Below are 25,109 nucleotides of genomic sequence, written 5' to 3'. Positions count from 1 at the left end.
AGAAGGGAATCCCGCTAACCCATTTCCCGAAAAACAATCGAAAATTTGCCGCACCGCTGCTAGGACGGCGGCGCAACAGGATGAGTGAACCGTGCCCGCGACCCGCGCCAGCATCGAGACCGTGATCGCGCTCCTCGCGGGCGAGGGATATGCGCGCGCCGAGCCGGCGATCCTGCAGCCGGCCGATGTCTTCCTTGACCTCTCCGGCGAGGATATCCGCCGCCGGATCTTCATGACGCAGGATGCCGACGGCCGCGACTGGTGCCTGCGGCCCGAATACACCATTCCCGTCGCGCTCGATCACATCGCGGCGGGCGTCAGCGAGCCGGCGGCCTATGCCTATGCCGGCCCGGTCTTCCGGATGCGCTCGCGCGAGCCGGGCGAGTTCGCGCAGGCGGGGCTGGAATCCTTCGGCCGCACTGATTTCGCCGCCGCCGATGCCGAGATCATGGCCCTGACCATCGACGCCACCGCCGCGCTCGGCTTGACGCAACCGCGCGTCCTGATGGGCGATGTCGCGCTGCTCAGCGCGCTGCTCGACGGGCTCGGCGTGCCTCAGGGCGCGCGCCGCCGGCTGATGCGCGCGGTCGTGCAGGGCAGGGGAGCCGAGGCGGCCGAGGCGCTCGATCCGCCGGCCGTGAACGGCGAGACCGCACATGCCGGCCTGCTCAAGGCGCTGGAGGGGCAGGACCCCAAGGCGGCGAAGGCCTTCGTCGAGGACGTGCTCTCGATCGCCGGCATCTCGACGGTCGGCGGGCGCTCGGCCGGCGACATCGCCGAGCGCTTCCTGGCCCGCGCCGCCGAGCGCGAGAACCCGGTCAATGCCGATGTGAAGGCCGTGCTCGGCCAGGCGCTCGCCGTCGCGGGTGATCCCGACAGCGCCAGCGCCGCCTTGCGCGCGCTCGCCGACCAGGCCTCGCTCGACCTTGGCCGCGAACTCGACGCGTTCGACGAGCGCACCGGCTTCCTCGCGGTGCGCGGCGTCGATGTCGGCGCGATCGCCTTTTCGACCGGCTTCGCCCGCAATCTCGACTACTACACCGGCTTCATCTTCGAGCTGCATGACGCCAGGCGAAGCGACGGCCGGCCCGTCGCCGGCGGCGGCCGCTATGACAACGTGCTCGGCCGCCTCGGCTCGCCCCGGCCGATCCCGGCGGTCGGAGCCTCGCTCTGGCTCGACCGGCTGACGGGAGAACCTGCATGAGTGACGCCCCGCTGGTTCTGGCCGTCCCCTCGAAGGGCCGGCTGCAGGAAAACGCCACCGCATTTTTCGGCCGGGCCGGCCTGAAATTCGTGCAGTCGCGCGGCTCGCGTGACTATCGCGGCACGATCGCGGGCCTGGACGGCGCCGAGGTGGCGTTCCTCTCGGCCTCCGAGATCGTCTCGCAGCTCGCCTCCGGTGCCGTTCATCTCGGCATCACCGGCGAGGATCTGGTGCGCGAGCAGGTCGCCGATGCCGATGCCGCCGTCGAGCTCCTGACGCCGCTCGGCTTCGGCAACGCCAATGTCGTCGTCGCCGTGCCGCAGGCCTGGATCGACGTCCGCACCATGGCCGATCTCGACGATGTCGCCAGCCACATGCGCGCCCGCCAGGGCCGCAAGCTCCGCGTCGCCACCAAATATGTGAACCTGACGCGCCGCTTCTTCGCCGAGCACGGCATCGCCGATTACCGCATCGTCGAGAGCCTGGGCGCGACCGAGGGCGCGCCGGCCGCCGGCTCGGCCGAGATCATCGTCGACATCACCACGACCGGCTCGACGCTCGCCGCAAACGCGTTGAAGATTCTCGACGATGGCGTGATGCTCGCCTCCGAGGCCAATCTCGTCGCCTCGGTCCGGGCGCCTTGGAGCGAGCGGGCGCGTGCGGCCGCGAGCGCCATCCTGTCGCGCATCGCTGCCGAGGAAGAGGCCCGCTCGGTACGCGAGATCCGGGCGCGGCCTGCCGGCCTGACGACTGAGGCGATCGACGAACTCGCCGCGCGTTTCGGCGCGCGGCTTCCGTTCGGCGCGGCCGGCGAGAGCGGGCTCGTCACTCTCCATTGCCCGGAGAAGGCGGTCTTCGCTCTTGTCGACCAGCTTTCGCGATCAGGGGCGGACGAGATCACCGTCAACGCGCCGGCCTATGTCTTCCGCAAGGCCAATCCGCTGATCGAGCGGCTCCTGGCCCGCATCTGACATCGCGGGCGCCGCCTGCGCCGCGGGTCGGATTTTCGACGCATTCGCCGGTGACCTTGGGTGCGCTGCGCGTCTGCCGGCTTGAAAAGGCCGATGATCGCAGTTGATCCCGCAACGATAGGGCTCTACGCGCTTTCATGAGACCGGGGCGTGGGTTAGAGCAGGATGCGAAAAAGTGGGAACCGGTTTTTCGCATCGACCCTGCTCTCACTTATTGATGAGAGACGGATTCAGCTTTCAGATGGGATCGCGGTGCGATTCGCTCTGAAAGCATCCGGCTCTAGTCCCGGCCCCGCATAGGTAAAGACATGATGAATCGACGCCTTGGCTACGCCGCTGTCCTCGCCCTGAGCCTCGCACCGATGCTGCTGGTGTCTCCGGCTTCCGCCCAGCGTCGCGGGCCGGCGCCGCAACAGCCGACCGAACCCCAGCAGCGGCAAACCGCGAAGCCCGAGCAGAATTTTCCGCTCGGCGCCTCCTGGAGCGCGATTTCGCTGAACGGCAAGCCCATCAGGGATCGCAAGGCCACGCTGCAGGTCGACGCCAACCTGCGCGGCACCGGCTTCAGCGGCTGCAACACCTTCTCGGCTTCGGCCTATCCTTTGCGCGAGCAGGGTTTCGCCGTCGGGCCGGTGGCGCTGACCAAGCGCAGCTGCGACAAGGCCGCGCAGGATTTCGAACGCGCCTATCTCATCGCGTTGCGTGCCGCCCGCAACTGGGAGCTCGTCGCCGGCAGGCTGGTGATCAAGGGCGGCGGCGGCGAGCTGCAGTTCGACCGCGGAATTTGAGCCGCCGGCTAGACAGGATCGCGGTGTCTTTCCGGGGCATTGCGCAGCAATGAGCCCGGAACCCAGAATCGCCGTCGGTCATGTGTGGAGCGCAACGCGCAGCGCATTGTGTGCGCGGTCAGCGGTTCTGGGTTCCGGGCTCGACCCTGCGGGCCGCCCTGGAATGACGGCGTGTTTCCGCCTCAAGACAGCAAGCTCTAGCCTGTCGGCTCTGCGGCCATCACCCGCGGGCTGTAGGTCCCGTCTTCGTTCGGCTGCATGGTGATGATCTCGTCATGCATCTGCCGCAGCGTCGAGCGGTGGCCGATCGAGACGATCCTGGTCTGCGGCAGTTCCCGGTCGATGACGTCGTAGATTACTCCCTCGAGCTTCTCGTCGAGCGAGGCCGTGGCCTCGTCGAGGAACAGCCAGTCCGGCCTGGCCAGCAAGGCGCGTGCGACCGCGAGGCGCTGCTGCTCGCCGCCCGAGAGCCGCTGGCCCCAGAGATCGACCTCGTCCAGCCGCTCGGCCAGATGCGCCAGCTTCACCTTGCCCATGGCCGCCACGATATCCGCATCCGGATAGGTGTCCTCGGCGGCGGGGTAGGCGATCGCGGCGCGCAGCGTGCCTTGCGGCAGGTATGGGCGCTGCGGCAGCAGCATGATGTTCGCGCCCGCCGGAATGCCGACCTTGCCCTCGCCGAACGGCCAGATCCCGGCGATCGCCCTGAACAGGGTCGACTTGCCCGAGCCTGACGGCCCGATCACCAACGTCGAGCGCGCCTTGCCGAGGTCGAGGCCGTCGAGCCGCACGATCGGCTGGCCATTGGGCAAAGCGAGCGTCGCCGCCCCGATTTGGACGGTCGCGTCCGGGATGGTCTCGCGCTGTACGCCGGCCTCGGTCCGCGTCTCCTGCCGCGCATCGGCGATGGCGCTCTCGAAGGAGGTGAGGCGGTTGATCGAGGCGAGATAGGACGCGATCGACGAATAGCTGTTGATGATGAAGGAGAGCGCCGTCTGAACCCGGTCGAAGGCGCCGGCGACCTGCATCATGATGCCGAGCGTGATCGTGCCGGCGAAATAGTAGGGCGCGAGAATGATATAGGGCAGGACGACGCTGGTCTGGTTGTAGGACAGCGTGAAGGTGGTGAGTTTGAGGCGGCGCCAGACCAGCCGATAGAAGTTCTCCACGATGTCGCGGAAGCGCTGCGCCAGATGCGCGCGTTCCGTGGGCTCGCCTGTCATCAGCGCGATCTGCTCCGAGTATTCGCGCAACCGCGCCAGCGAGAAGCGGAAATTCGCCTCCCGCTTCTCCTGCTCGAATTCGAGCCCGATCAGCGGCCGGCCGATCAGGTGGGTGATCCAGGTCGCCGCCGCCGCATAGAGGAAGGCGACCCAGAAGATATAGCCGGGTATCTGGATGCTGGTGCCGGGCAGCGTGAAGGCGACCTGGATGTTCCAGAGAATGATCGAGAAGGAGACCAGCGTCGAGACCTGCGACAGCAGCGGCAGGGCGAAGCCATAGGTCTGGTTGACGAAGGAGCGGGTATCTTCCGCGATGCGCTGGTCGGGGTTGTCGACGCTGCCGGCGAGCGCGATGCGGTAATGCGTGGCGTGGTCGAGCCAGCGCGCGCTGTATTCGTTCGCCATCCACTGCCGCCAGCGGATCAGGACGGTGTAGTTCGCGAACATCTCGACAAGGTTCGAGATGACCCAGAGCACGGCCCAGAAGCAGAAGACATAGAACAGCTGGTACCAGAACGCCGCCGCATCCTTGTTCTGGAGCGCGTCATACATGTCGCGGTTGAAGAAGGAGAGCCGCAAGCTGATGCCGACCTGGATCTGGTTGAGCACGATCAGGAAGGTGAACAGCGCCACGGCGAGCGTGCCGAGGCGGATGCTGAACGGGCCGATCGGCCAGAGATTGGCGGTGGTGATCTCGTCTGATTCGAAATAGGGCGAGGCCAGCCGCGCGATCCGCCCGATCACCGGCACGAAGGATATGGCGTAGATCAGCACGGCGAAGACGCCGACGGTCGTCGGCAGGCTCGTCGGCACGGCCGGAATGCCCGATGCGGCCGGCCAGAAGCCCGCTTGCGCGAGCAGCGCCGCGCCGCCGAACAGCACGTATTCGATGGCGAAGACCGCCGAGAATATCCGCAGGAAAAAGGCCAGCGTCGGCGCACGGAAGGTCACGAGCGCCAGCAGCAGCCCGACCACGCCCATGCCGAACGTGCCGGCGCTGCCGCTCTGCTGCCCCACCACGAGCGCGATGACGGCCAGCGCGGCGACAATGAAGCTCAACGGACGCATAGGTCTTCCTTATGGGGAATCGACGCCGGGACCGGCGCATGCGGGCTCTTGTTGTAGCCGACCGCAGCAGACAAAAAAGCCCGGCTCAAGGCCGGGCTTCGCTTTTCAGCGTTTTGTGATGGGGCTCAGGCCCGGTCGAGCGACCAGCGTCCGGCGCCGGCGGCGAACAGGACGAGGAAGCCGCCGACCACCGAGATGTTCTTCATGAAGATCATCTGCTGCATCGGCTGCGCCCAGTTGGTGTGGAAGAGCAGCGTGGCGGCGAGCGTGAAGGCGGCAAGCGCGAGCGCGGCATAACGGGTCTTCCAGCCGACGACGACCATCAGCCCGCCGAGGAGCTCGACGGCGATCACCAACGGCAGCAGCGCTGCGGGCACTCCGGCCGAGGCCATGTATTGCTGGGTGCCGGCATAGCCGCCGATCTTGGAATAGCCGGCGAGGACGAACATCAGCGCGAGAAGGACCCGGCCGACGAGCTTGGCGGTGTCCGAGAGGGCAGGTGAGTTCAGCATGAGGCAGGCTTTCGCGAAGGGTTGCCACAGAGCGCGGCAGGACGCCGCAGCTGTGGCAATCTAGGGCCTACAACCAAAGTCTAGGCAAGGGAGGGCCCGCGGCGGCGTACCGAACCGGCCCATTCCGCTGTTGAAAACACGCGATGCGAGGCTCTCCGGCGTCATTGCGAGGAGGCGCAGCCGACGAAGCAATCCAAGGGGACTGAGCGAGCCCCCTGGATTGCTTCGCTAACGCTCGCAATGACGGCTGGCGCCGCTAACGAGAAAGGCCCGGCTTGCGCCGGGCCTTCTTGTTCTTGGAGAGGCAGGACTTCGATCAGAAGTCCATGCCGCCACTGGAACCGGGCCTGCCCGGTTCCAGAACTTTCCGTCTTGGGCGTCAGGACTTCCTCAGAAGTCCATGCCGCCCATGCCGCCGCCGCCGCCCATCGGGGGCATCGGGGCGTCCTTCTTCGGCGCCTCGGCGATCATCGCCTCGGTGGTGATCAGCAGGCCGGCGATCGAAGCCGCGTCCTGGATCGCCGTGCGCACGACCTTGGTCGGGTCGATGATGCCGGCCTTGACCAGATCGCCGTACACGCCGGTCTGGGCATTGTAGCCGTAGGCATATTCCTTCGACTCGAGCAGCTTGCCGACCACGACCGCGCCGTCATCGCCGGCGTTGTCGACGATCTGCTTGGCAGGCGACATGATCGCCTTGCGGACGATCTCGACACCGGTCTTCTGGTCGTCGTTCTGGGTCTTGATCGCCTTGACGGTCGAGAGCGCGCGCAGGAGGGCGACGCCGCCACCCGGCAGGACGCCTTCTTCCACGGCCGCGCGGGTCGCGTTCAGGGCGTCGTCGACGCGATCCTTCTTCTCCTTGACCTCGACCTCGGTCGCGCCGCCGACGCGGATGACCGCGACGCCGCCGGCGAGCTTGGCCAGGCGCTCCTGGAGCTTCTCACGGTCGTAGTCCGAGGAGGTCTCCTCGATCTGCGCCTTGATCTGCGAAACGCGGCCCTCGATGTCCTTCTTCTTTCCGGCGCCGTCGATGATCGTGGTGTTCTCCTTCTCGATGCGCACCTTCTTGGCGCGTCCGAGCATGGCGAGCGTCACGGTCTCGAGCTTGATGCCGAGGTCTTCCGAGATCATCTGGCCGGCGGTCAGGATCGAGATGTCCTCGAGCATGGCCTTGCGGCGATCACCGAAGCCCGGAGCCTTGACGGCCGCGACCTTCAGGCCGCCACGCAGCTTGTTGACGACGAGCGTGGCCAGGGCCTCGCCCTCGACGTCCTCGGCGATGATGAGCAGCGGCTTGCCGGTCTGCACGACGGCCTCGAGGATCGGGAGCATCGCCTGGAGCGACGACAGCTTCTTCTCGAAGACGAGGATGTAGGGGTCCTCGAGCTCGGCGACCATCTTCTCGGCATTGGTGATGAAGTAGGGCGAGAGATAGCCACGGTCGAACTGCATGCCCTCGACGACGTCGAGCTCGGTCTCGGCGGTCTTGGCTTCCTCGACGGTGATGACACCCTCGTTGCCGACCTTCTGCATGGCGGTCGCGATCATCTTGCCGACCGACTCGTCGCCATTCGCCGAGATGGTGCCGACCTGCGCGACTTCCGCGTTGGTCGTGACCTTCTTGGAGTTCTTCTTGAGGTCGGCGACGATGGCGTCGACGGCCAGATCGATGCCGCGCTTCAGGTCCATCGGATTCATGCCGGCGGCGACCGACTTCAGGCCTTCGCGCATGATGGCGGCGGCGAGAACCGTCGCGGTCGTGGTGCCGTCACCGGCGGCGTCGTTCTGCTTCGAGGCCACTTCGCGCACCATCTGGGCGCCCATGTTCTCGAACTTGTCGGCGAGCTCGATCTCCTTGGCGACGGTGACGCCGTCCTTGGTGATGCGCGGGGCGCCGAACGACTTGTCGATCACGACGTTGCGGCCCTTCGGGCCGAGCGTCACCTTGACCGCGTTGTTGAGGATTTCCACGCCGCGCAGCATCCGGTCGCGCGCGTCGGTGGAGAACTTGACGTCTTTAGCAGCCATGCGAGCCACTCCTTATGAGAAAACGGGAAAGACGGGTCGCTGGCTTCAGCCGACGATGCCCATGATGTCGGATTCCTTCATGATCAGGAGATCCTTGCCATCGATCTTGACCTCGGTGCCGGACCACTTGCCGAACAGGACGCGATCGCCCTTCTTGACGTCCAGCGGGGTCAGCTTGCCGGCCTCGTCGCGGCCGCCCGGGCCAACGGCGACGACCTCGCCCTCCTGGGGCTTTTCCTTGGCGGTGTCGGGGATGATGATGCCACCCTTGGTCTTCTCTTCGCCGTCAAGGCGACGGACCACGACGCGGTCATGCAGCGGACGGAACTTCATGGTTCTGTCTTCCTCTAAGGTGTAAACTGAACGGACGGTCGGCGAGGGTAGCCGCGACCGGCATCTGTTAGCAGTCTCGATCATCGAGTGCTAACGGATGCGGCGGAGATAGGCCCGCCCTGTCGGTGAGTCAAGGAAGCATCGCGCCGCAAAGTGAATCGCGAGGCATCCTGAAAGACGATTGCGGCAGGAGCGCGGGCGACGCACTATCCTCGGGCCATGACGATCCCCGCACATGACCCCCGCCTCGACGACATCGCCCGCTCCTGCGTGGCGCTGCATGTCCGGATGACGGCCCGCGCCGTGACCCGCGCCTATGACGAGGCGATGCGGCCGAGTGGGCTGAAGATCACCCAGTTCGTCCTGCTGTCGGCGCTCAGCACCGGCGCCTTTCGCTCGGTCACGGAGCTGGCGGAGCGCTTCGCCCTCGAGCGCACCTCGCTGACCCGCAACCTGCAATTGCTCGCGGCCGAGGCCCTGATCGAGCCGGTCGAGTGCAAGGGCAGGGCGCTGGTCTATGCCGTCACCGACAAGGGGCGCGCGGCGATCGAGGCGGCGATCCCATTCTGGCAGGCGGCGCAGGAGCGGATCGAGGGCGGGCTCGGCCGCGAGCGCTGGAGCGAGACCCGCGACGGCTTGCGCGCGCTGCGTCGCGTCGCCCGCGGCGCGGCCTGAGCGGAGGTCATTTCCTCCATCGTCATGGTCGCCCTTGTGGCGGCCATCCACGTCTTCGCTTGTCGAGTGCGGTGTTCAAGACGTGGATGCTCGGCACAGGGCCGAGCATGACGGACAGGCAACGGAGCAAACTCGTATGGAACGCTTGACCGCCGAAACTTGGGCCACGTAATGTGTATCTACACAGTACGAGGAATCACGGAATGTCGCGCAAGATCGGTGTCGTTTCACGCGACGTCCTGCTGGCCGAGGATGGCCTCTCCTTCCTGCGCGGCATGATGGAGGGGCGTCACCCCGGTGCGCCTTTCGCCGATGCCATGGATTTCGATCTGGCCGAGGTCGAGGAGGGGAGGGTGGTCTTCGTCGGCAAGCCGGCGGCCCGCTATTTCAATCCGCTCGGGACGATCCATGGCGGCTGGACCGCGACCATCCTCGATTCAGCGATGGCCTGTGCGGCGCATGCGACGCTGAAGGCCGGCGAGGGCTACACGACGCTGGAGATGAAGATCAACTATGTGCGCCCGGTCATGCCGGAAAGCGGCACGGTGCGCTGCGAGGGCAAGCTCATCCATCGCGGCGGCACGGTGGCGACGACCGAGGGCAGGCTGGTCGACGAGCGCGGTAAATTGCTGGCGCATGGCACCGAGACTTGCCTGATCTTCCCGGCAAAGGCCCAGCCGCCGGCCCGCTAGTTCCGGGCGCGATAGGCGCTGGGGCTCGTGCCCATCACGCGCCGGAAGCGGCGGTTGAAGCTCGAGAGGTCGCCGAACCCGGCATCGAAGGCGATGCTCGCGACCTGCATGTCGGACTGGCGCAGCATCAAGGCAGCGCGATGCAGCCGTGTCCGCAGCAGGAACTGGTGCGGCGTCATGCCGACCTGCGCCCGGAACACCCGCAGGAAGTGATAACGGCTCATCGCGGCGTCGCGGGCCAGGCGCGCCAATGAGAGAGGTTCGTCGCATTCCGCCTCGATGCGCCGTACCGCTTCGGTGATCCGCCCGGTGTCGCGCGCGTTCGCCGTGGCAGGTGCAGGCAACCGCGCCGCCAATGTCGCAACGACCGCCCCGGCGAGCCGGAGCGCGACGTCCTCATAGATCGCGGCATCGCCGGGCGCGGCCTCCGCTGCCGCGACGAGCCGTGCGAGCGCCAGCGACGGCGGCAGATGCGCACGCGAAAACGCCGGCTGGGCGCCGGGCACCGCCGCGACGATCTCCTCCAGATAGTCGGGCGCGAACTGGAAGGCGAGGCAGCGATCGCCGGCCGCGTGCTCGTGGCCGCATTCGAAACAGGCGCCCTGGTTGCCGAGCAGCAGCGAGCCCGGCGCGAGCAGGGCGTCCCCTTGCGAGGATCGATATTGGAAGCTGCCATGGGTGACGACAGCGATGCAGCACTGCGCGTGCTGCTCCTCGAAAACCGGATCGCCCGGGCCCGCCGTGCAGACGATGTCGCGCACGCGCCAGCCGGGGCCGGAAGCCAGAAGATGCGAGGTTGCCGTCATCCCGGTCGCTTCATGCCGATCGAGCAATTTTTCCCAAGCGCCGCCCCCTCGGAACGGCCTAGCTCAGGACATCCTGCATCTTATTGGAGCCTGAACATGGCAGTGACCGCCGCGACATTCCAGGATTTGCTCCACGCTGATGCCCCTGCGCCCGACCGGGTCGAAAAGCTGGATCTCTATGGCTGGCTCATCGGCGCCTGGACGATGGATGCCGTGATCCATGCCGATGACGGGGCGCGGCATGAGGGCAGGGGCGAGATCCGCTTCGGCTGGGTTCTCGAAGGCCGCGCCATCCAGGATGTCTGGGTCCTGCCCGGCTTTTTCTACGGCACGACCTTGCGGGTCTACGATCCGGCGCTCGACGCCTGGCACATCCTGTGGAGCGATCCGCTCAAGCAATATTACACCCGCCAGATCGGCCGCGCGGACGGGCGCGATATCGTTCAGCACGGCGTGCTGGAGGACGGCACGGCGATCCGCTGGCGTTTCACCGAGATCACGCCGGATACGTTCCGCTGGCTCGGCGAGCTTTCGTCCGACGGCGGCGGGACCTGGCGCCTTCAGGCCGATTTCCGCGCCCGCCGCATCCCGTCCTGACATCGCTTACCAGGAGAACCACGATGTTCGATCATATCTCGATTGGCGTGCGCGACCTTGCCCGGTCGAAGCGCTTCTACGACGCCTCCCTCAGTGCGCTCGGCTATCGCTGCCTGAGCGAGGACGACAGTTCGCTCGGTTACGGCGCAGACAGCGTCGCCTTCTGGATCGGCGCCGCCAAGGCTCCCGTCCCGCCGGAACCGGACTCCAACCTGCATTTCTGCTTCGTCGCCCCGAGCCGTGCCAGTGTGGATGGCTTTCATGAAGCGGCGCTGCGCGAGGGCGGCAAGGACAACGGCGCGCCCGGCCTGCGCCGGGACTATGGCCCGAACTATTACGCGGCCTTCGTCGTCGATCCGGACGGCTACCGGATCGAGGCCTATTGCAGCGCTTCCGCCTGACCGCTCAGCGCCGGCTGACCGCGATCGCTCCGGCGACGATCAGCAGCGCTCCGGCATAGGTCGTCCAGAGCGGTATCTCGTCGAAGAAGGCGAAGCCGAGCAGGCTCGCCCAGATCAGGGCCGTGTATTCGATCGGCGCCAGTCGCGAGGCCGGCGCCCGTGCGAAGGCGGAGGTCAGCGTCAGGTGGCCGGCGACGCCGAGCATGCCGGCGCAGACATAGACGAAGAGGTCGCGGGCGGTCATCGGCATGAAGGCGAACCAGGCGGGGATCGCCAGGCACAGCGCCGGACCGCAGGTCTGGAAGGCAACGATGACCGCCGGGTGTTCCTTCACCGCGATCCGCCGCAGCAGGATCAGGTTGAAGGCGTAGGAGACGGCCGAGAACAGCGCGGCGGCGACACCGAGCTCGGCGCCGGTGACGCCTCCCTGCAGCCGCGGCCAGACCATCACCAGCATCCCGGCCAGTCCGAAGCCGAGCGCCTGGAAGATGCGGCTGTCGAGCTTCTCCTTCAGCAGCAGGCCGCCGAGCAGCGCCACGAAGACCGGCGCCAGGAACGAGAGCGTCAGGGCCTCGGCCAGCGGCAGCTGCGAGATCGAGTAGAAGAAGCTGCCGGCGGTGAGCACCACCAGCGGAATGCGCAGGGTGTTGCCGATCAGGCTTTCGCGGGTCGGGAAGGCCGGGCGTGCCAGCGCGAGCACGATGAGCGCGCAGAGGCCGCCGGCGGCGAAGCGCATGAACAGCGCGAGGATGAAGGGATGCTGCTGCATCTGCGCCTTGATCACCGCATCCATGACGGTGAGCAGCGCGATGCCGATGACGGCGCGCAGGGCTGTGCCCGCGGTCATGCCGCGTGGCCGCTCAGGCGTTTGCGGAAATGATATTCCCAGGTCGCGGAGACGTCGGCGAGATAGCGCTGCCCAGGCCAGCGCACGAAGCCGAGCTTTTCGTAGAAGCGGTGGCCGCGGGCGAAGCGGCTGTCCGACCAGAGCATCATCTCGGCATGGCGGCCCGCTTCGGCAAAGCCCAGCGCCTCCGCGAAGAGCGCCTGCGCCAGGCCTGCGCCGCGCCAGGCGGGGTCGACATAGACCTTGGTCAGCTCCGCCGCGTTCTGCTCCGGCACCGGCGCAACGCCGATCGAGCCCGCGATCCGCCCGTCTGGCGCGTCCGCGATCCAGAGCCGGCCGCCCTTGGCCGCGAAATGGCTCGCCGGCCGGCGCAGCTCCGGAAATTCCGACCATTCGAAATGGCAGTTCGGATATTCCGCGAAGCTGGCGGCGATCAGCGCGGCGAGCGGCATTGAATCATCGTCGCGCGCGGCGCGCAGAGGCGGAAGGGTCGAGGTCATGCAGCAGCGATGCAGAGCAATCCGCGCCGGCGCAAGGGGAGCGGCCGTCGCTGCACGCATGGCCTCAGCGCAGCAATGCAAGCGTTGCATCCCCGACCAGTTTGAGCGACGCGATCGCCAGCAGCACGTAGCACCAGAAGAACAGCGTCCGCTGCTCCAGCCGCTCATGTACGATCCGGCCGAGCCAGACGCCGACGGGCGCTGCCGGCGCCAGCGCCAGCGCAGCCCAGAGCGCCTCGGGCCGGTCGAGGCCGAGCGCGAGATAAGGCGGCAGCTTGAGCCAGTTCCCCAGCGTGAAGAAGGCGACCGTGGTTCCGACCAGCAGCGTCTTGGAGAGCCCCCTCGCCAGGAGATACATCGCGACGGGCGGTCCGCCGGCATGGGCCACGAAGGTGGTGAAGCCCGACGCCGTGCCGGCGATCAGCGCGAGACCGGGCCGGACGGGGCTTGCGCCCGGTGCGGCGCGCCGGCCTCTGGCGAACCAATGCGCTGTGAAGCCGAGCGTCGTCAGCCCGATGATCAATGTCACGATCCGCGCGTCGACCAGGCGGAAGACGAGATAGCCGATGCCGATACCGACCAGCAGGCCCGGCAGCAGCCAGATCAGATCGGGCTTCGACCAGGTCGCGCGCCCAAAGCGCTGCAGCGCGAAGAGGTCCGTCAGCGCCACCAGCACCGCGACGATGATCGCCGCCGAGAGCGGGTCCGTCACCAGCGCGAGCAGCGGGATGCCGACGATCGCGAGGCCACCGCCAAAGGCGCCCTTGCCGATCGCGATCAGCAGCGTGGTCGCCCAGCCGACCAGATAGAACAGCGGGTCGCCCGGCATCAGCGGCTCGTTCCGGCGAGAGAGCGGCAAGCTTCCGCTTGGAAAACCCCCGGCGGGCGGCTAGGCCAGTCATGTCTCGAGGTTTCGATCGCCGCGTGAGTCGCGCGGCGTGTCCATGGCGCCATGACCGAGTTCATATGACCGTTCTCGTGCCCTTCGTCATCAATGCCGGGCTGAACTTCGTCCTCGGGCTGCTCATCGCCTATTTTCTCGGTCCCGCCGCCTTCGGTCTCTATGCCATAGGCGCGGCGATCGTCGTCCTGGTCAACACGGCACTGCTCGACTGGCTCAAGCTCTCCGCCATCCGCTTCTATTCGCTGACGGCGCGCGAGAGCCAGCCGGAGATCCGCGCGACGCTCGATCTCCTGGCCGCCGGCATCACCATCGCGCTGTCGGGCCTGCTCGTCGCGGCGATCGCGGTCGGGATCGACTTCAAGCTCCCGGCGATGCTGCTCGCGGCCTCGGTCCTCGGCGGCATCGGCGCCGGACTGTTCGACTATCACGGCGCGATCGCCCGGGCCCGCTTCCTCGATGCGGTCTATGCCAGGCTGATCATCGTCAAGAACGTCCTGGCGCTGGCTTTGATGGTGGGCGGCGCCTGGCTGACCCAGGACCCGGCCATCGTCCTGCTGGGAGGGCTGCTCAGCGTCGCGGTCGCGCTGCTGGTGGTGCGCCGCGCGCTGGCCGACGCGCCGCTGTCGCTGGGCGGGGCGCGCAAGGAGCTCGCCTGGACCTTCCTGCGCTATTCCCTGCCGCTGGTCGCCGGGAATGCGATCTACTCGCTGATTCCGCTGATCAATCGTTCCCTGCTCGCCAATGCGGACGGCTTTGCCGAGGCCGGCTATTTTTCGCTCGCCTCCGATATGGGGCTGCGGCTGTTCGGGACATTGGGCGCGACACTCGAGATCGTGCTGCTGCGCGAGGTCATCCGGCTCGATGAAATGCGCGGTCGCCTGGCCGCCCAGAAGCGCATAGCCGGGAACATGGTCGTGGTCCTGATGATCGCGCTGCCGGCGGCAGTCGGGCTCTGGCTCGTGCTGCCGGCCTTCGAGCGCCTGCTGGTGCCCGCCAGCTTCCAGGGCCGGTTCTCCGCCTATATGACGATCCTGATCCCCGGCTTCGTCGCGATCACCCTGTTCCAGGCGGCCTTCTACCCGGTCTTCCTGATCGGCAAGCGCACCGGCATCGCCACGCTGGCCGCGGCGCTGGGCCTCGCCGTCAATCTGGCGCTGGTCTTCGGCCCGAGCCTCGTCGACGGGCCGGAACGTTTCGCCTTCGCGCAGATGACGGGCTTCCTGGTCGCGCTCGCCGTGACCGGCTTGGCCGCGCTGCGCGCCTTGCCGGTCCGGCCGTCGCTGCGAGAAACGGGCTGCGTGCTATTGGCCGTCGCGCTGATGGCCGTCGCGATCTGGCCGCTGTCGGGCCGCTTCGCGGCGCCGCTCGAACTCGCCGCGCAGATCGCCCTTGGCGCGCTTGTCTATGGCGCGGTGATTCTGACCTGCGATGTCGTGGGCTGCCGGACCAGGCTCAGGCTCTGGTGGCAGGCGCGTCGAATCGGCCGGGCCTGATCGGCGCGGGCGCCCGTTGCGACGCCATTACGATGCATGCCGTTGCGGAACGGCCGAATCCGGTGTCGAGCTTGGCGCGGCCGTGGACGTGTCAAATTTTACTAAAACAACGCCTTAATACAAATATCCAGTTATCCGAAAATTATAATAAAATACCTTGTGGCGGTATTTACCAGCCGGTCAATAATATAGAGCGTCGCGCCGATATTGTCGTTTGATAGGCGATATTAACACAATGACCTTTCGGCATCTTTGGCATGACAAGCGTGGTCTGGACCTGCAACCAAATCTCCGCAACACTGCGCAACCATCGGTTGGCGGCTGGCGCTGTTTTGCGCCGTTTTTGGGGCGACCTGCTCGATCCACCGAACTCTTGTCTGGTGCGCTCCGTCCGGGGCGCATCCGCGGAGAGCCGCACTGCGAATGCGACGTTGATAGGGAAGGGGGATCTCTATGAATCGGCCACGCTTTAACGCCTTGCTGTCGACGACCTCGGCGCTCGTCCTGGTCATGGCGGCCGAGACGGCCTGGGCCGGGTGCGGCGCGACGAGCGCCGGCGATGACGTGGTCACCTGCAACGCGGTGACGCTGCCCAATCCCACAGTCGCCCCGGTCAATCTCCTGGCGGGCAACGACACGCTCACCGTCGACAGCGGCACCTATAGTGGCGGGATCACCGGCGGCGCCGGGGCCAAGACCATCACCCTCGTCGGCGGCACCGTGGCGAGCTACGCCAACGCGGGCGGCACGACGAACCTCACCTTCGTCGCTGGCAGCACGACCCTGATCACTGGCGGCGTGACCACCGGGAGTGGCGCCGACCGGTTCGAGATCAACGCCGGCACGGTCAACGGCGCCGTGCAGCAGGGCTTCGGCATCGACACCTTCATCATGAACGGCGGAACGATCGGCTCGCTGCAGCAGAGCGACGGCCGCGACACCTTCCTGATGACGGGCGGCACCATCCTCGGCGCCTTCGAGGACGGCGATGTCGCGACGATGACGGGCGGCACCATCGGCCGCGTCGACATGAAGCTCGACAACAACATCTTCGACATGTCAGGCGGCCGGATCATCGGCAACCTCGTCACCGGCTTCGGCAACGACACGATCACCATCTCGAGCGGGACGATCGGCGGCAATATCAGCGTCAGCGGCGGCACCGACATCGTCACGGTGACCGGCGGCGCGATCGCCGGCGAGATCCGGATGAGCACCGGCAACGACACCTTCACCTGGGCAGGTGGGGGCACGATCGGCGGCCTGATCGACATGGGAACCGGCGACGACACCGCGACGCTGCGCGATCTCAGCCTGCCGGCGACGCAGACCATCACCGGCGGCGACGGCTTCGACACGATCACCCTCGGCGGCGCCGGCGTCTCCTCCACGCTCAACGCCAGCCTCGTCACCGGCTTCGAGACCCTGACCAAGACGGACGCGGGAACCTGGACCCTGAGCGGTTCGCTCACCGACATCCAGGCCACCACCGTCCAGAACGGGACGCTGCGGCTGACGGGCGTGAATTCCGCTTATGCCGGCACGATGACCGTCGATGCGAACGGCACGCTGGAGGGCCGGGCGCAAAGCATGGTCCCGACCGTGACCAATAACGGCCTCGTGCGCTTCGCCCAGCCCGATGCCGGGATCTATGCAGGAGCGATCTCGGGAACGGGCAGGCTCGAGAAGACGGAAGCCGGCACGCTCGCCCTGACTGGCGCGCAGACCTATACCGGCGGCACGACCATCACCGCCGGGACGCTGCAACTCGGCAATGGCGGCACCACCGGCAGCATTCTCGGCGACGTCCTCAACAACGGCACGCTCGCCTTCAACCGCACCGATGTCGTGACCTTCACCGGCGTCGTCTCCGGCACCGGCACGCTCGCCCAGGTCGGTTCCGGCACGACCGTCCTCACCGCGAACAACACCTATACCGGCGGCACGACGATCACGGCCGGGACGCTGCAGCTCGGCAATGGCGGCACCACCGGCAGCATTCTCGGCGACGTCCTCAACAATGGCACGCTCGCCTTCAACCGTTCTGATGTCGTGACCTTCCCGGGTGTCGTCTCCGGCACCGGCTCGCTCGCCCAGATCGGCTCCGGCACGACCGTCCTCGCCGCGAACAGCACCTATACTGGCGGCACGACCATCACGGCCGGGACGCTGCAGCTTGGCAATGGCGGGACCACCGGCAGCATCCTCGGCGATGTCCTCAACAATGGCGTGCTCGCCTTCAACCGCACCGATGTCGTGACCTTCCCGGGCGTCGTCTCCGGCATCGGCTCGCTCGCGCAGATCGGCTCCGGCACGACCGTCCTCACCGCGAACAACACCTATACCGGCGGCACGACGGTCTCGTTCGGCACGCTCGCCATCGGCAATGCCGGTACTCCCACGGCTGCCTTGTCCGGCGGTGGTCCCGTCACCGTGGCGGCCGGCGCGACGCTCGGCGGCTATGGCAGCGTCACTGGCGCCGTGACCAATAGCGGCAGGATCGCGGTTGCCGATGCGATCGCGGCCTTTGCCGGCGGACCGGTCGGCAATTTCACGATTGCCGGCACCCTGACCAATGCCGGGGTGGCGCAGGTCGGCGGAGCCGCCGTCGGCAACAGCCTGACGGTCACCAGCTATGTCGGCCAGAACGGCCAGGTGGCGCTGAACACCTTCCTCGGCACCGACGGCTCGCCCTCGGACAAGCTCGTCGTCAATGGTGGGACTGCGAGCGGAACCTCGTCCCTGGCGATCACCAATATCGGCGGCCCCGGCGCAGCCACCACCTCGAACGGCATTCTCGTCGTCGACGCCATCAATGGCGGCACCACGGTTGCCAGCGCCTTCTCGCTCGCGGGTCCGGTGGCCGCGGGCGCCTATGAATATGTGCTGTTCCGTGGCGGCGCGACGCCGGGCTCGGTCGATAACTGGTATCTGCGCAACACCGTCCTGCCGCTGCCGCAGCCGCTGCCGCCGCCACCCCCGACGCCGGACAATCCGAACCCGGTCGCGCCGGAGCCGCTGCCACCGCCGACGCCGGCGCCGTTCTCGCCGCCGCTGCCGCCGGCTCCGCCTCCCGGCTCGGCCGCGATCCCGCTTTACCGGCCGGAGGTGCCGATCTACTCGGCGATGCCGGCCATCGCCCGGCGGCTCGGGTTGACAACGCTCGGCACGTTCCACCAGCGCCAGGGCGAGCAGAGCATCCTGTCGGGCCAGGGCGCGGTCTCGGCCGGCTGGGGCCGGGTCTTCGGCGAGCGCATGGACCAGCGCTGGTCCGGCGTCGTCGATCCCGAATTCGACGGCCGGATCTGGGGCCTGCAGACCGGCCTCGACCTCTATGCCATCGATCGCGCCAACGGCCATCGCGACCGCTTCGGCGTCTTCTTCGGCTATGCACGCGCCGATGGCGACGTGCGCGGCTTCGCCATCGGCCAGTTGCGCAATCCGGTCGGCAAGCTCGATCTCGATTCCCACAGCCTTGGCGCCTACTGGACGCATATCGGCCCGTCGGGCTGGTATCTCGACGCCGTGCTGATGCATAGCTGGCTCGATGGCGACGGACGCTCCGATCGCGGCGTCGTCGGCAAGGTCGACGGCACCGCCGTGACGGGCTCGCTGGAAGGCGGCTATCCGATCGCGCTGAGCGCCAACTGGACGCTGGAGCCCCAGGCGCAGTTGATCTGGCAGCACCTGTCGCTGGGCCGCTCGCAGGACCGGTTCTCGGCCGTGTCCTTCGGCAACAGCGACACGTTGACCGGCCGGATCGGGGCGCGCCTGCAGGGAAGCTTCCTGGTCGGCGCCACGCAGTTGCAGCCCTATCTGAACCTCAACCTCTGGCACAATTTCGATCGGACCGACAAAGTCACCTTCGCTGCGGTGGATGTCATGTCGACCAAGTTCGGCGGCACCTCGGTGGAGGTCGGCGGCGGCGTCGTGGCCAAGCTCACCTCGGCGGTCAGCCTCTACGCGTCGGGCGGCTACACCAAGGCGATCGGCGGCAAGGAGGGGCACGCCGTGCAGGGCAATCTCGGTGTGCGCGTGACCTGGTGACCTCCCGGCGGCCGGGCTCCGGCCCAGCCGCCCGGAAACCGTTGATTCACTGTATCTTTAGCGGGATTGCTAAGGTTAATTCGTCGAATTCGCGCGGTTGCGGGCTGAAACGCGGCGGCGGACTCCGCCATTCACCATTCCTTTGAACGCGATTCCACACGCTCTCGGCAGTTGCTGGAGAGAGTTGCGTCATGCGTCCCGTCCTGTTCGTTCCGCTCGTGATCCTGTCCGGATTGGTCGCATCCAACGGGATAGCGGCCGCCCAGAGCTATGAGCGCCCGCTATCGGATCCGCGCGTCACCGGCTCGATGGGGCGCGGAAACTATGGCGGCGGCTTCATCGAGATGCTGGTGACCGGCCGCGATCCCACGTCCTATGGCCGCGGCGGCGCGGTCTATAACCGGCCGGGCGGCTATGCCGCCTACGGTCAGAGGGTCCGCCCCGCGCCGGGTTACGAGGCCGATCCGTTCGAGCCGGAGGTCGCGCCGCGCAGCCAGGGCAGGCGCACCGCCGCGCTGGGCGAGCCGATGGAGACCGCGCGGCCGATCGAGCGGGTGCTCGATCCGCGCTTCCAGAAGCAGGAAGTCGCCTATGACGGGCCGCACAAGCCCGGCACGATCATCATCGACACGCCGAAGAAGTTCCTGTTCCTGGTGCAGCCCGGCGGCAGGGCGCTGCGCTACGGCATCGGCGTCGGCCGCCCGGGCTTCGAATGGGCGGGCATGAAGACCGTGACCCGCAAGGCGGAATGGCCGAGCTGGACCCCGCCGGCCGAGATGCTGAAGCGCCGGCCCGACCTGCCGCGTTTCATGGCCGGTGGCCCCGAGAACCCGATGGGCGCGCGAGCGCTCTATCTCGGCTCCTCGCTCTACCGCATCCACGGCACGAACGAGCCGCACACGATCGGCCAGGCTGTCTCCTCCGGCTGCATCCGCATGACCAATGACGACGTGACCGACCTCTACGGCCGCGTGCGGATGGGCGCGAAGGTCCTCGTGATCTGATCTGAGCGCGGCAAGCGCTCCATAAGAAAACCCGCCCGTTTCCGGGCGGGTTCTTTTGATCACGGCCAGCCGGGCAGCTCAGGCCCAGTCGCCATCGTCGTCGGCGGGACCATCGTCATAGCCCGGATCATAGGGCTCTTCGGCATTGGCCTGGTCGTACTTGGCCTGATCATTGGCTCCCTGATCATAGGCCGCCTGCTGCGTATCCGCCGCGTTCGTATCGTCCTTCGTGGACGTGTCGTCCTTCGCAGTTGTGTCCGCGGCCTTCTCGGGCTCAGTCGCCTTGGCTTCCCCGCTCTTGCCGCCGCCGAAGGCGTTGGTCAGGACATTGCCGAGCATCATGCCGCCGGCGACGCCGGCTGCGGTCGTCAGCGCGGAGGCCATGAAGCCGCCGCCGCGACCGGGCGGTTGCGCTTGCTGGTTCGTCCACGGTCCGGGCTGCGGTTGCTCTTGCGGGCCGCCGGCCGGCGCGGAGCCGGGCGGACGCGCCTGGCCGCTCCAGGCGCCGGAGGGAGCCTGCGCCTGGCGCTGCGGGAAGGGCGGGACCGAGCCCGCACGGGCCGGCGCGTCGGCCGGCCTGTCGCCGCCGCCGAAGATGCCCGACAGGAAACCGCCCGACTGCGGTGCAGGCTCGGCCGGACGGTTCTGCAGGGACTGGACCTGCGCCTGCAGCTCCTCGGTCTGGGCCTGCAGGTTGAGCAGCGCCTGTTCCTGGACATAGACCGCCTGCGCCATGGCATAGGGCGCATAGGGCTGCTCGCGCAGCCGCTCGGCGATGAAGGCTTCAGCCTCGGGGTCGCGGGGCTGGTTGGCCGCCTGCTTGAGACGGTCGAAAATCCCGGCGATCACGTCGCGTTCCTGCGGCGTCATCGTCATCTCCTCTCGTTCTGGTCGGCGCGGTCGCGCCGACGTTCAAGAGGTGGGGGGTGCCTGTGACGGTATCAAGGCGATCGCCGGCGGGCGCTCAGGCATTGCCGACATTGCTGTAGCGGAAGCCGCGGCGGCGCATGTCGTCCGAGCGGTAGATATTGCGCAGGTCCACGACCACCGGCTCGCGCAGGCTCTTCTTGACGCGCGCCATGTCGAGCGCGCGGAACGTGTCCCATTCGGTCACGATCACCAGCGCGTCGGCGCCTTCGAGGCAGGAATAGGCGTCGCCGGCATAGGAGATCTCCGGCATCAGCGCCTTGGCCGCGTCCATGCTCTCCGGGTCATAGGCGACGATCTCGGCGCCTGCGTCGAGCAGCGCGGTGATGATGGCGATCGACGGCGCCTCGCGCATGTCGTCGGTATTGGGCTTGAAGGCGAGGCCGAGCACCGCGATGCGCTTGCCCCGCACCGCGCCGCCGCAGGCCGCGACCACCTTGCGCGCCATGGCGCGCTTGCGCTGGTCGTTGACGGCGACGACCGTCTCGACGATGCGTAGCGGCGCCGCGAGGTCCTGCGCCGTCTTCATCAGCGCCAGCGTGTCCTTCGGAAAGCAGGAGCCGCCATAGCCCGGCCCGGCATGCAGGAACTTGCCGCCGATGCGGTTGTCGAGCCCAATGCCGCGCGCGACTTCCTGGACATTGGCGCCGACCGCCTCGCAGAGATCGGCGATCTCGTTGATGAAGGTGATCTTGGTCGCGAGATAGGCGTTCGCGGCGTATTTGATCAGCTCCGAGGTCCGCCGCGAGGTGAAGAGCAGCGGGGCGGCGTTGAGATAGAGCGGCCGGTAGATGTCTTCCATGACGGCGCGGCCGCGTGCATCCTCGGTGCCGATCACGATCCGGTCCGGCCGCTTGAAATCACTGATCGCGGCGCCCTCGCGCAGGAATTCCGGGTTCGAGACTACGGCGAAATCGGCATCCGGCCGGCTCTCGCGCATGATCCGCTCGACCTCGTCGCCGGTGCCGACCGGGACGGTCGACTTGGTCACCACGACGGTGAAGCCGTCGAGCGCGGCAACGACGTCGCGCGCCGCCTGATAGACATAGGACAGGTCGGCATGGCCGTCGCCGCGCCGGGTCGGCGTCCCGACCGCGATGAAGACGGCGTCGGCCTGGGCGACGGCATCCTTGAGCTCGGTGGTGAAGGCGAGCCGTCCCTCGCGCACGTTCTTGGCGACGAGGTCGTCGAGGCCGGGTTCGAAGATCGGGATCTCGCCGCGATCGAGCGCCGCGATCTTGCCTGCATCGGTGTCGACGCAGGTCACGACATGGCCGAAATCCGCGAAGCAGGCACCGGAAACAAGGCCGACATAGCCCGAACCGATCATCGTCACGCGCATGCAGAAATTCTCCGACGAGGCCGGACCGGGACCGGTCCGAAGGCGAGGCGGCGGAGCAACCGGGAGCGTTCCGCCATAGCCTCGCTATATCAAAACGTGGCCGTGGCAAATCGCTGGACACCCACCACCTCGCAATTGCAGCAAGGGGAGGGTGACGTGATGATGACGGAGGTACTCCGGACGGGCTTCAGGGCAGGAAGCGAAAACCAGGGTACGGCCTCCGCTTCGACCCGGCTTCAGCCCTCGAAGAATTCAGGCTCGCTGGCGCCTTCCGACACGAACTCGTCGAAGGTCTCGCCGGGAGCCGGCTTCAGCAGCGGCGCGCGGTTGAGGACCACGACCGGGGTCCCGGTCGGCACGCGGCTGTGCAGATCGATGATGTCCTGGTTGAACAGGCGGATGCAGCCGCTCGAGACCGCCTTGCCGATCGACCATGGCTCCGAGGTGCCGTGGATGCGGTAGAGCGTGTCGCGATTGCCCTGGTAGAGATAGAGCGCGCGGGCGCCGAGCGGATTTTCGAGGCCGGCCGGCATGCCGCTCGCCCAGGGGCCGTTCTTCTCGGGATCACGCGCGACCATCGCGGGGGTGGGGGTCCAGCGCGGCCAGGCGGCCTTGCGGGCGACGGTGGCGCGCCCGCGCCACGACATGCCCTGCTTGCCGACGCCGATGCCGTAGCGGATCGCCCGGCCGTTCTCGCGCACCAGGTAGAGGAAGCGCTTGTTGGTATCGACCACGATCGTGCCCGGTTGCTCGCGGGTCGGGTAGGCGACCTCCTGGCGCAGGAACTGCGGATCGACTTCCTCGATGTCGGTCGCCGGCAGCGGGAACTGCTCGTCCGGCTTCTCGTCATACATGGCGAGCGCTGCGGCGCTCGGCCCCCGCACCGGGGACGTGACCTCGAACGGCTGCTGTCGTTGGCCGACGCAGGCCGTCACCGACAGCGAAAGCGGCAGGAGCAGAAGCGTGCGGCGCTTCATCATGAAGCTGAGGGGGGCGTCGGCAGGCGGGGTCGTCGGATCGAAGGGCATGAAGGTGGGACTCGCCGGGTAAATTGGTCTTGCGGGGCTATCAACGAACGGGCGCCGGCGCGGTTCCCGCGTCTTCGCCCCCTGCGTTCAAGGCTGATGGCGTGGCCGCGGGGTGAATACCTTGTGGCGAAAATGTGTCCGGAACACACTGTGCTGAATTGGCAACAGCCGCGCAACTGCAGGTAATTCGTCAGGTCGAGGTCAATCTATGAGCGCGCGTTTCCTTACTTTCGCTATGGGAACACCGCGAAAATCTATGCCGCTGCGATGATTTCAGCGGAACTTAAGCAAAATTTTATTCGGCTACGGAAGGATTTGCGAAGCATCGAAGTCAGAGGGTCTGGCCATCGTCATTCCTGTCGCGCTCTGCAGCATGTCGGCTCTGCATGGCGCGCTGCGAAAGCGAACCCGCGATTTCTTGCGCGGATCGGCCGCGCTCTTTGGTGCCGGACCATGCCTACGCCTTCCCGCCGTAACACGTCTCCGTTTGATCCGGCGCGCCTCATGCGCGCCTGGCCAGCCGGTCAATGAGCCCGAGGGGCCGGTTTCATGACATCCATCCGCTTCAAGATTCTCGCCATGCTGGTCATCATCGCTGCCGGCGCGATCGCCTCCGGGGCGCTCAGTCTCTATGCGCTCTCCAGGGCCAATGATCTCAATGGGCGCTCCAGCATCCAGGGCGACATCGCCTTGATCACCGAGCGCATCAACGCGCTGGTGATCGGCGTCGTGATGGATTCGCGCGGCATCTATATGTCGAAGACGGGCAAGGAGGCGGAGCAGTTCGCGAAGGGCAACGAGGGGCGCTTTCCGCAGCTGCGCGGGCTCACCGAGGAGTTGAACCGTCTCGTGCCCGAGAGCGAGCGCACCCGCGCCGGGCAGATCGAGAAGGCGATTTCCGACTTCATAGCCTTCCGGAGCGAGACCATCCGCCTCGGGCGCGAAGTCTCGACGGAGGCTGCCAATGCGCAGGGCAACAACGAGCTCAACCGTGCCAACCGCAAGGCCTTGAACGATCATCTCGTCGCGTTCAGCAAACGCAACGAGGAGGTCGGCAACGCGCTCGGCGAGGAGGCGGCCGCCTTCACCAAACAGGTCCAGTGGATCCTGCCGGCGGTGCTGCTGGCCGCGCTCCTGGCGTCGTTCGCAGCGGCGCTGCTTTTCGCCCGGCGCTCGATCACGAAGCCGCTGGTCGATCTCGGCTCGGTCATGGAGCGCCTCACTGCCGGCGATACCGCGGTCGAGGTTCCGCATGTCGCCCGCAAGGACGAGATCGGCGCCATGGCCCGCGCCGTTTCGGTCCTGCGCCAGAGCACCGAGCAGGTCGCGGCGCTGCAGGCCGAGGAGCGTGCGAGCGCCGAACGTCGCCTGCGGCAGGCGGAATCGATGGCCTCCGTCGTAACCGATGTCGGGCAGGTCGTCGCCGCGGCAGCGTCCGGTGATTTCAGCGCGCGGCTCCGGATCGACGATGCCGACGAGCAGATGCAGCAGCTCATCGCCGGCATCAACGAGATCAACGCCGTGGTCGATTCGGCGACGACCGAGTTCGCCGAAGCCTTGCAGGCCGTGGCGTCGGGCGACCTGACGCAGCGGATCGAGACCGGCTATCGCGGCCGCTTCGCCGACCTGAAGGAAGCGATCAACGAGACGGTGTCGCGTCTGTCGTCGACGGTGCGGACGATCCAGGTGACGGCAGGCGATGTCGGGCTGGCCTCG

At 67.2% G+C, this 25,109-nt stretch carries 22 protein-coding genes; 11 read left to right on the top strand and 11 right to left on the bottom strand.

Annotated elements, in window-relative coordinates; translation table 11 throughout:
* The first annotated feature begins 91 nt into the window (after positions 1-91).
* The 3 genes from ACTIF2_RS26175 to ACTIF2_RS26165 all read left to right on the top strand — a co-directional run bounded on the left by ACTIF2_RS26175 (position 92) and on the right by ACTIF2_RS26165 (position 2,963).
* Positions 92-1,204: an ATP phosphoribosyltransferase regulatory subunit gene (locus tag ACTIF2_RS26175; protein WP_439500072.1), complete on the top strand. Its 1,113-nt coding sequence runs from the start codon at positions 92-94 to the stop codon at positions 1,202-1,204.
* Complete coding sequence (hisG, locus tag ACTIF2_RS26170) at positions 1,201-2,175, top strand: ATP phosphoribosyltransferase (protein ID WP_439500071.1); 975 nt, start codon at positions 1,201-1,203, stop codon at positions 2,173-2,175. Before ACTIF2_RS26175 ends, hisG begins: the two co-directional genes overlap by 4 nt.
* Positions 2,176-2,486: 311 nt before the next feature.
* Complete coding sequence (locus ACTIF2_RS26165) at positions 2,487-2,963, top strand: META domain-containing protein (protein WP_439500070.1); 477 nt, start codon at positions 2,487-2,489, stop codon at positions 2,961-2,963.
* A 197-nt stretch (positions 2,964-3,160) separates the two neighbouring features.
* On the opposite strand, the gene ACTIF2_RS26160 is transcribed toward ACTIF2_RS26165, so the two are convergent.
* The 4 genes from ACTIF2_RS26160 to groES all read right to left on the bottom strand — a co-directional run bounded on the left by ACTIF2_RS26160 (position 3,161) and on the right by groES (position 8,130).
* Positions 3,161-5,254, bottom strand: a complete 2,094-nt coding sequence (locus tag ACTIF2_RS26160) for an ABC transporter ATP-binding protein/permease (protein ID WP_439500069.1) — start codon at positions 5,252-5,254, stop codon at positions 3,161-3,163.
* 125 nt (positions 5,255-5,379) lie between these two features.
* Complete coding sequence (locus tag ACTIF2_RS26155) at positions 5,380-5,766, bottom strand: DoxX family protein (protein WP_439500068.1); 387 nt, start codon at positions 5,764-5,766, stop codon at positions 5,380-5,382.
* Between the two features lie 390 nt (positions 5,767-6,156).
* Positions 6,157-7,797 (bottom strand): chaperonin GroEL, encoded by a 1,641-nt coding sequence (gene groL / locus ACTIF2_RS26150; protein WP_439500067.1) that lies wholly within the window; start codon positions 7,795-7,797, stop codon positions 6,157-6,159.
* A gap of 45 nt (positions 7,798-7,842) precedes the next feature.
* Entirely contained in the window at positions 7,843-8,130 is a 288-nt protein-coding gene (groES, locus tag ACTIF2_RS26145) for a co-chaperone GroES (protein WP_439500066.1), read from the bottom strand.
* Positions 8,131-8,349: 219 nt separating this feature from the next.
* Between groES and ACTIF2_RS26140 the strand changes: the two genes are divergently transcribed.
* Positions 8,350-8,805 carry a MarR family winged helix-turn-helix transcriptional regulator gene (locus tag ACTIF2_RS26140; RefSeq protein WP_439500065.1) on the top strand — a complete coding sequence of 152 codons (456 nt, stop codon included), beginning with the start codon at positions 8,350-8,352 and terminating at the stop codon, positions 8,803-8,805.
* A gap of 203 nt (positions 8,806-9,008) precedes the next feature.
* Complete coding sequence (locus tag ACTIF2_RS26135; protein WP_439500064.1) at positions 9,009-9,497, top strand: PaaI family thioesterase; 489 nt, start codon at positions 9,009-9,011, stop codon at positions 9,495-9,497.
* Here ACTIF2_RS26135 and ACTIF2_RS26130 read toward each other — a convergent pair.
* Positions 9,494-10,303 carry a helix-turn-helix domain-containing protein gene (locus ACTIF2_RS26130; RefSeq protein ID WP_439500063.1) on the bottom strand — a complete coding sequence of 270 codons (810 nt, stop codon included), beginning with the start codon at positions 10,301-10,303 and terminating at the stop codon, positions 9,494-9,496. The genes ACTIF2_RS26135 and ACTIF2_RS26130 overlap by 4 nt on opposite strands.
* A gap of 96 nt (positions 10,304-10,399) precedes the next feature.
* Between ACTIF2_RS26130 and ACTIF2_RS26125 the strand changes: the two genes are divergently transcribed.
* Positions 10,400-10,900, top strand: coding sequence for a hypothetical protein (locus ACTIF2_RS26125; RefSeq protein ID WP_439500062.1), 501 nt, complete (start codon positions 10,400-10,402; stop codon positions 10,898-10,900).
* A gap of 23 nt (positions 10,901-10,923) precedes the next feature.
* Positions 10,924-11,301 carry a VOC family protein gene (locus tag ACTIF2_RS26120; protein WP_439500061.1) on the top strand — a complete coding sequence of 126 codons (378 nt, stop codon included), beginning with the start codon at positions 10,924-10,926 and terminating at the stop codon, positions 11,299-11,301.
* 4 nt (positions 11,302-11,305) lie between these two features.
* Here the strand turns inward: ACTIF2_RS26120 and ACTIF2_RS26115 are convergent, their stop codons facing one another.
* The 3 genes from ACTIF2_RS26115 to ACTIF2_RS26105 form a co-directional block, all read right to left on the bottom strand.
* Positions 11,306-12,148 (bottom strand): DMT family transporter, encoded by an 843-nt coding sequence (locus tag ACTIF2_RS26115; protein WP_439500060.1) that lies wholly within the window; start codon positions 12,146-12,148, stop codon positions 11,306-11,308.
* Complete coding sequence (locus tag ACTIF2_RS26110; protein WP_439500059.1) at positions 12,145-12,648, bottom strand: GNAT family N-acetyltransferase; 504 nt, start codon at positions 12,646-12,648, stop codon at positions 12,145-12,147. Before ACTIF2_RS26110 ends, ACTIF2_RS26115 begins: the two co-directional genes overlap by 4 nt.
* Before the next feature lie 64 nt (positions 12,649-12,712).
* Positions 12,713-13,477 (bottom strand): sulfite exporter TauE/SafE family protein, encoded by a 765-nt coding sequence (locus ACTIF2_RS26105; protein ID WP_439500058.1) that lies wholly within the window; start codon positions 13,475-13,477, stop codon positions 12,713-12,715.
* 137 nt (positions 13,478-13,614) lie between these two features.
* Here ACTIF2_RS26105 and ACTIF2_RS26100 point away from each other — a divergent pair, with 137 nt between their 5' ends.
* The 3 genes from ACTIF2_RS26100 to ACTIF2_RS26090 all read left to right on the top strand — a co-directional run bounded on the left by ACTIF2_RS26100 (position 13,615) and on the right by ACTIF2_RS26090 (position 20,096).
* A complete protein-coding gene (locus tag ACTIF2_RS26100; RefSeq protein ID WP_439500057.1) occupies positions 13,615-15,045 on the top strand; it encodes a lipopolysaccharide biosynthesis protein in 1,431 nt (476 codons plus the stop codon).
* A gap of 453 nt (positions 15,046-15,498) precedes the next feature.
* A complete protein-coding gene (locus tag ACTIF2_RS26095; RefSeq protein WP_439500056.1) occupies positions 15,499-19,092 on the top strand; it encodes an autotransporter outer membrane beta-barrel domain-containing protein in 3,594 nt (1,197 codons plus the stop codon).
* A 191-nt stretch (positions 19,093-19,283) separates the two neighbouring features.
* Entirely contained in the window at positions 19,284-20,096 is an 813-nt protein-coding gene (locus ACTIF2_RS26090) for a L,D-transpeptidase (protein WP_439500055.1), read from the top strand.
* Between the two features lie 78 nt (positions 20,097-20,174).
* Here ACTIF2_RS26090 and ACTIF2_RS26085 read toward each other — a convergent pair whose 3' ends face one another.
* From ACTIF2_RS26085 to ACTIF2_RS26075, 3 genes are all read right to left on the bottom strand, one after another.
* Entirely contained in the window at positions 20,175-20,966 is a 792-nt protein-coding gene (locus tag ACTIF2_RS26085) for a DUF2076 domain-containing protein (RefSeq protein WP_439500054.1), read from the bottom strand.
* Between the two features lie 94 nt (positions 20,967-21,060).
* The gene (locus tag ACTIF2_RS26080) at positions 21,061-22,365 is read right to left on the bottom strand and encodes a UDP-glucose dehydrogenase family protein (RefSeq protein ID WP_439500053.1); all 1,305 of its coding nucleotides are present in this window, start codon (positions 22,363-22,365) and stop codon (positions 21,061-21,063) included.
* A 236-nt stretch (positions 22,366-22,601) separates the two neighbouring features.
* Positions 22,602-23,345, bottom strand: coding sequence for a L,D-transpeptidase (locus ACTIF2_RS26075; RefSeq protein WP_439500082.1), 744 nt, complete (start codon positions 23,343-23,345; stop codon positions 22,602-22,604).
* 597 nt (positions 23,346-23,942) lie between these two features.
* On the opposite strand from ACTIF2_RS26075, the gene ACTIF2_RS26070 reads away from it, so the two are divergent.
* A partial coding sequence (locus tag ACTIF2_RS26070; protein WP_439500052.1) for a HAMP domain-containing protein occupies positions 23,943-25,109 on the top strand: 1,167 nt, incomplete at its 3' end.

The sequence above is a fragment of the Allobosea sp. genome (assembly GCF_051860145.1).
GTDB lineage: Bacteria > Pseudomonadota > Alphaproteobacteria > Rhizobiales > Beijerinckiaceae > Allobosea.
Note: the sequence above shows the minus strand (reverse complement) of the source record. Positions and strands in the feature narration are given on the sequence as shown.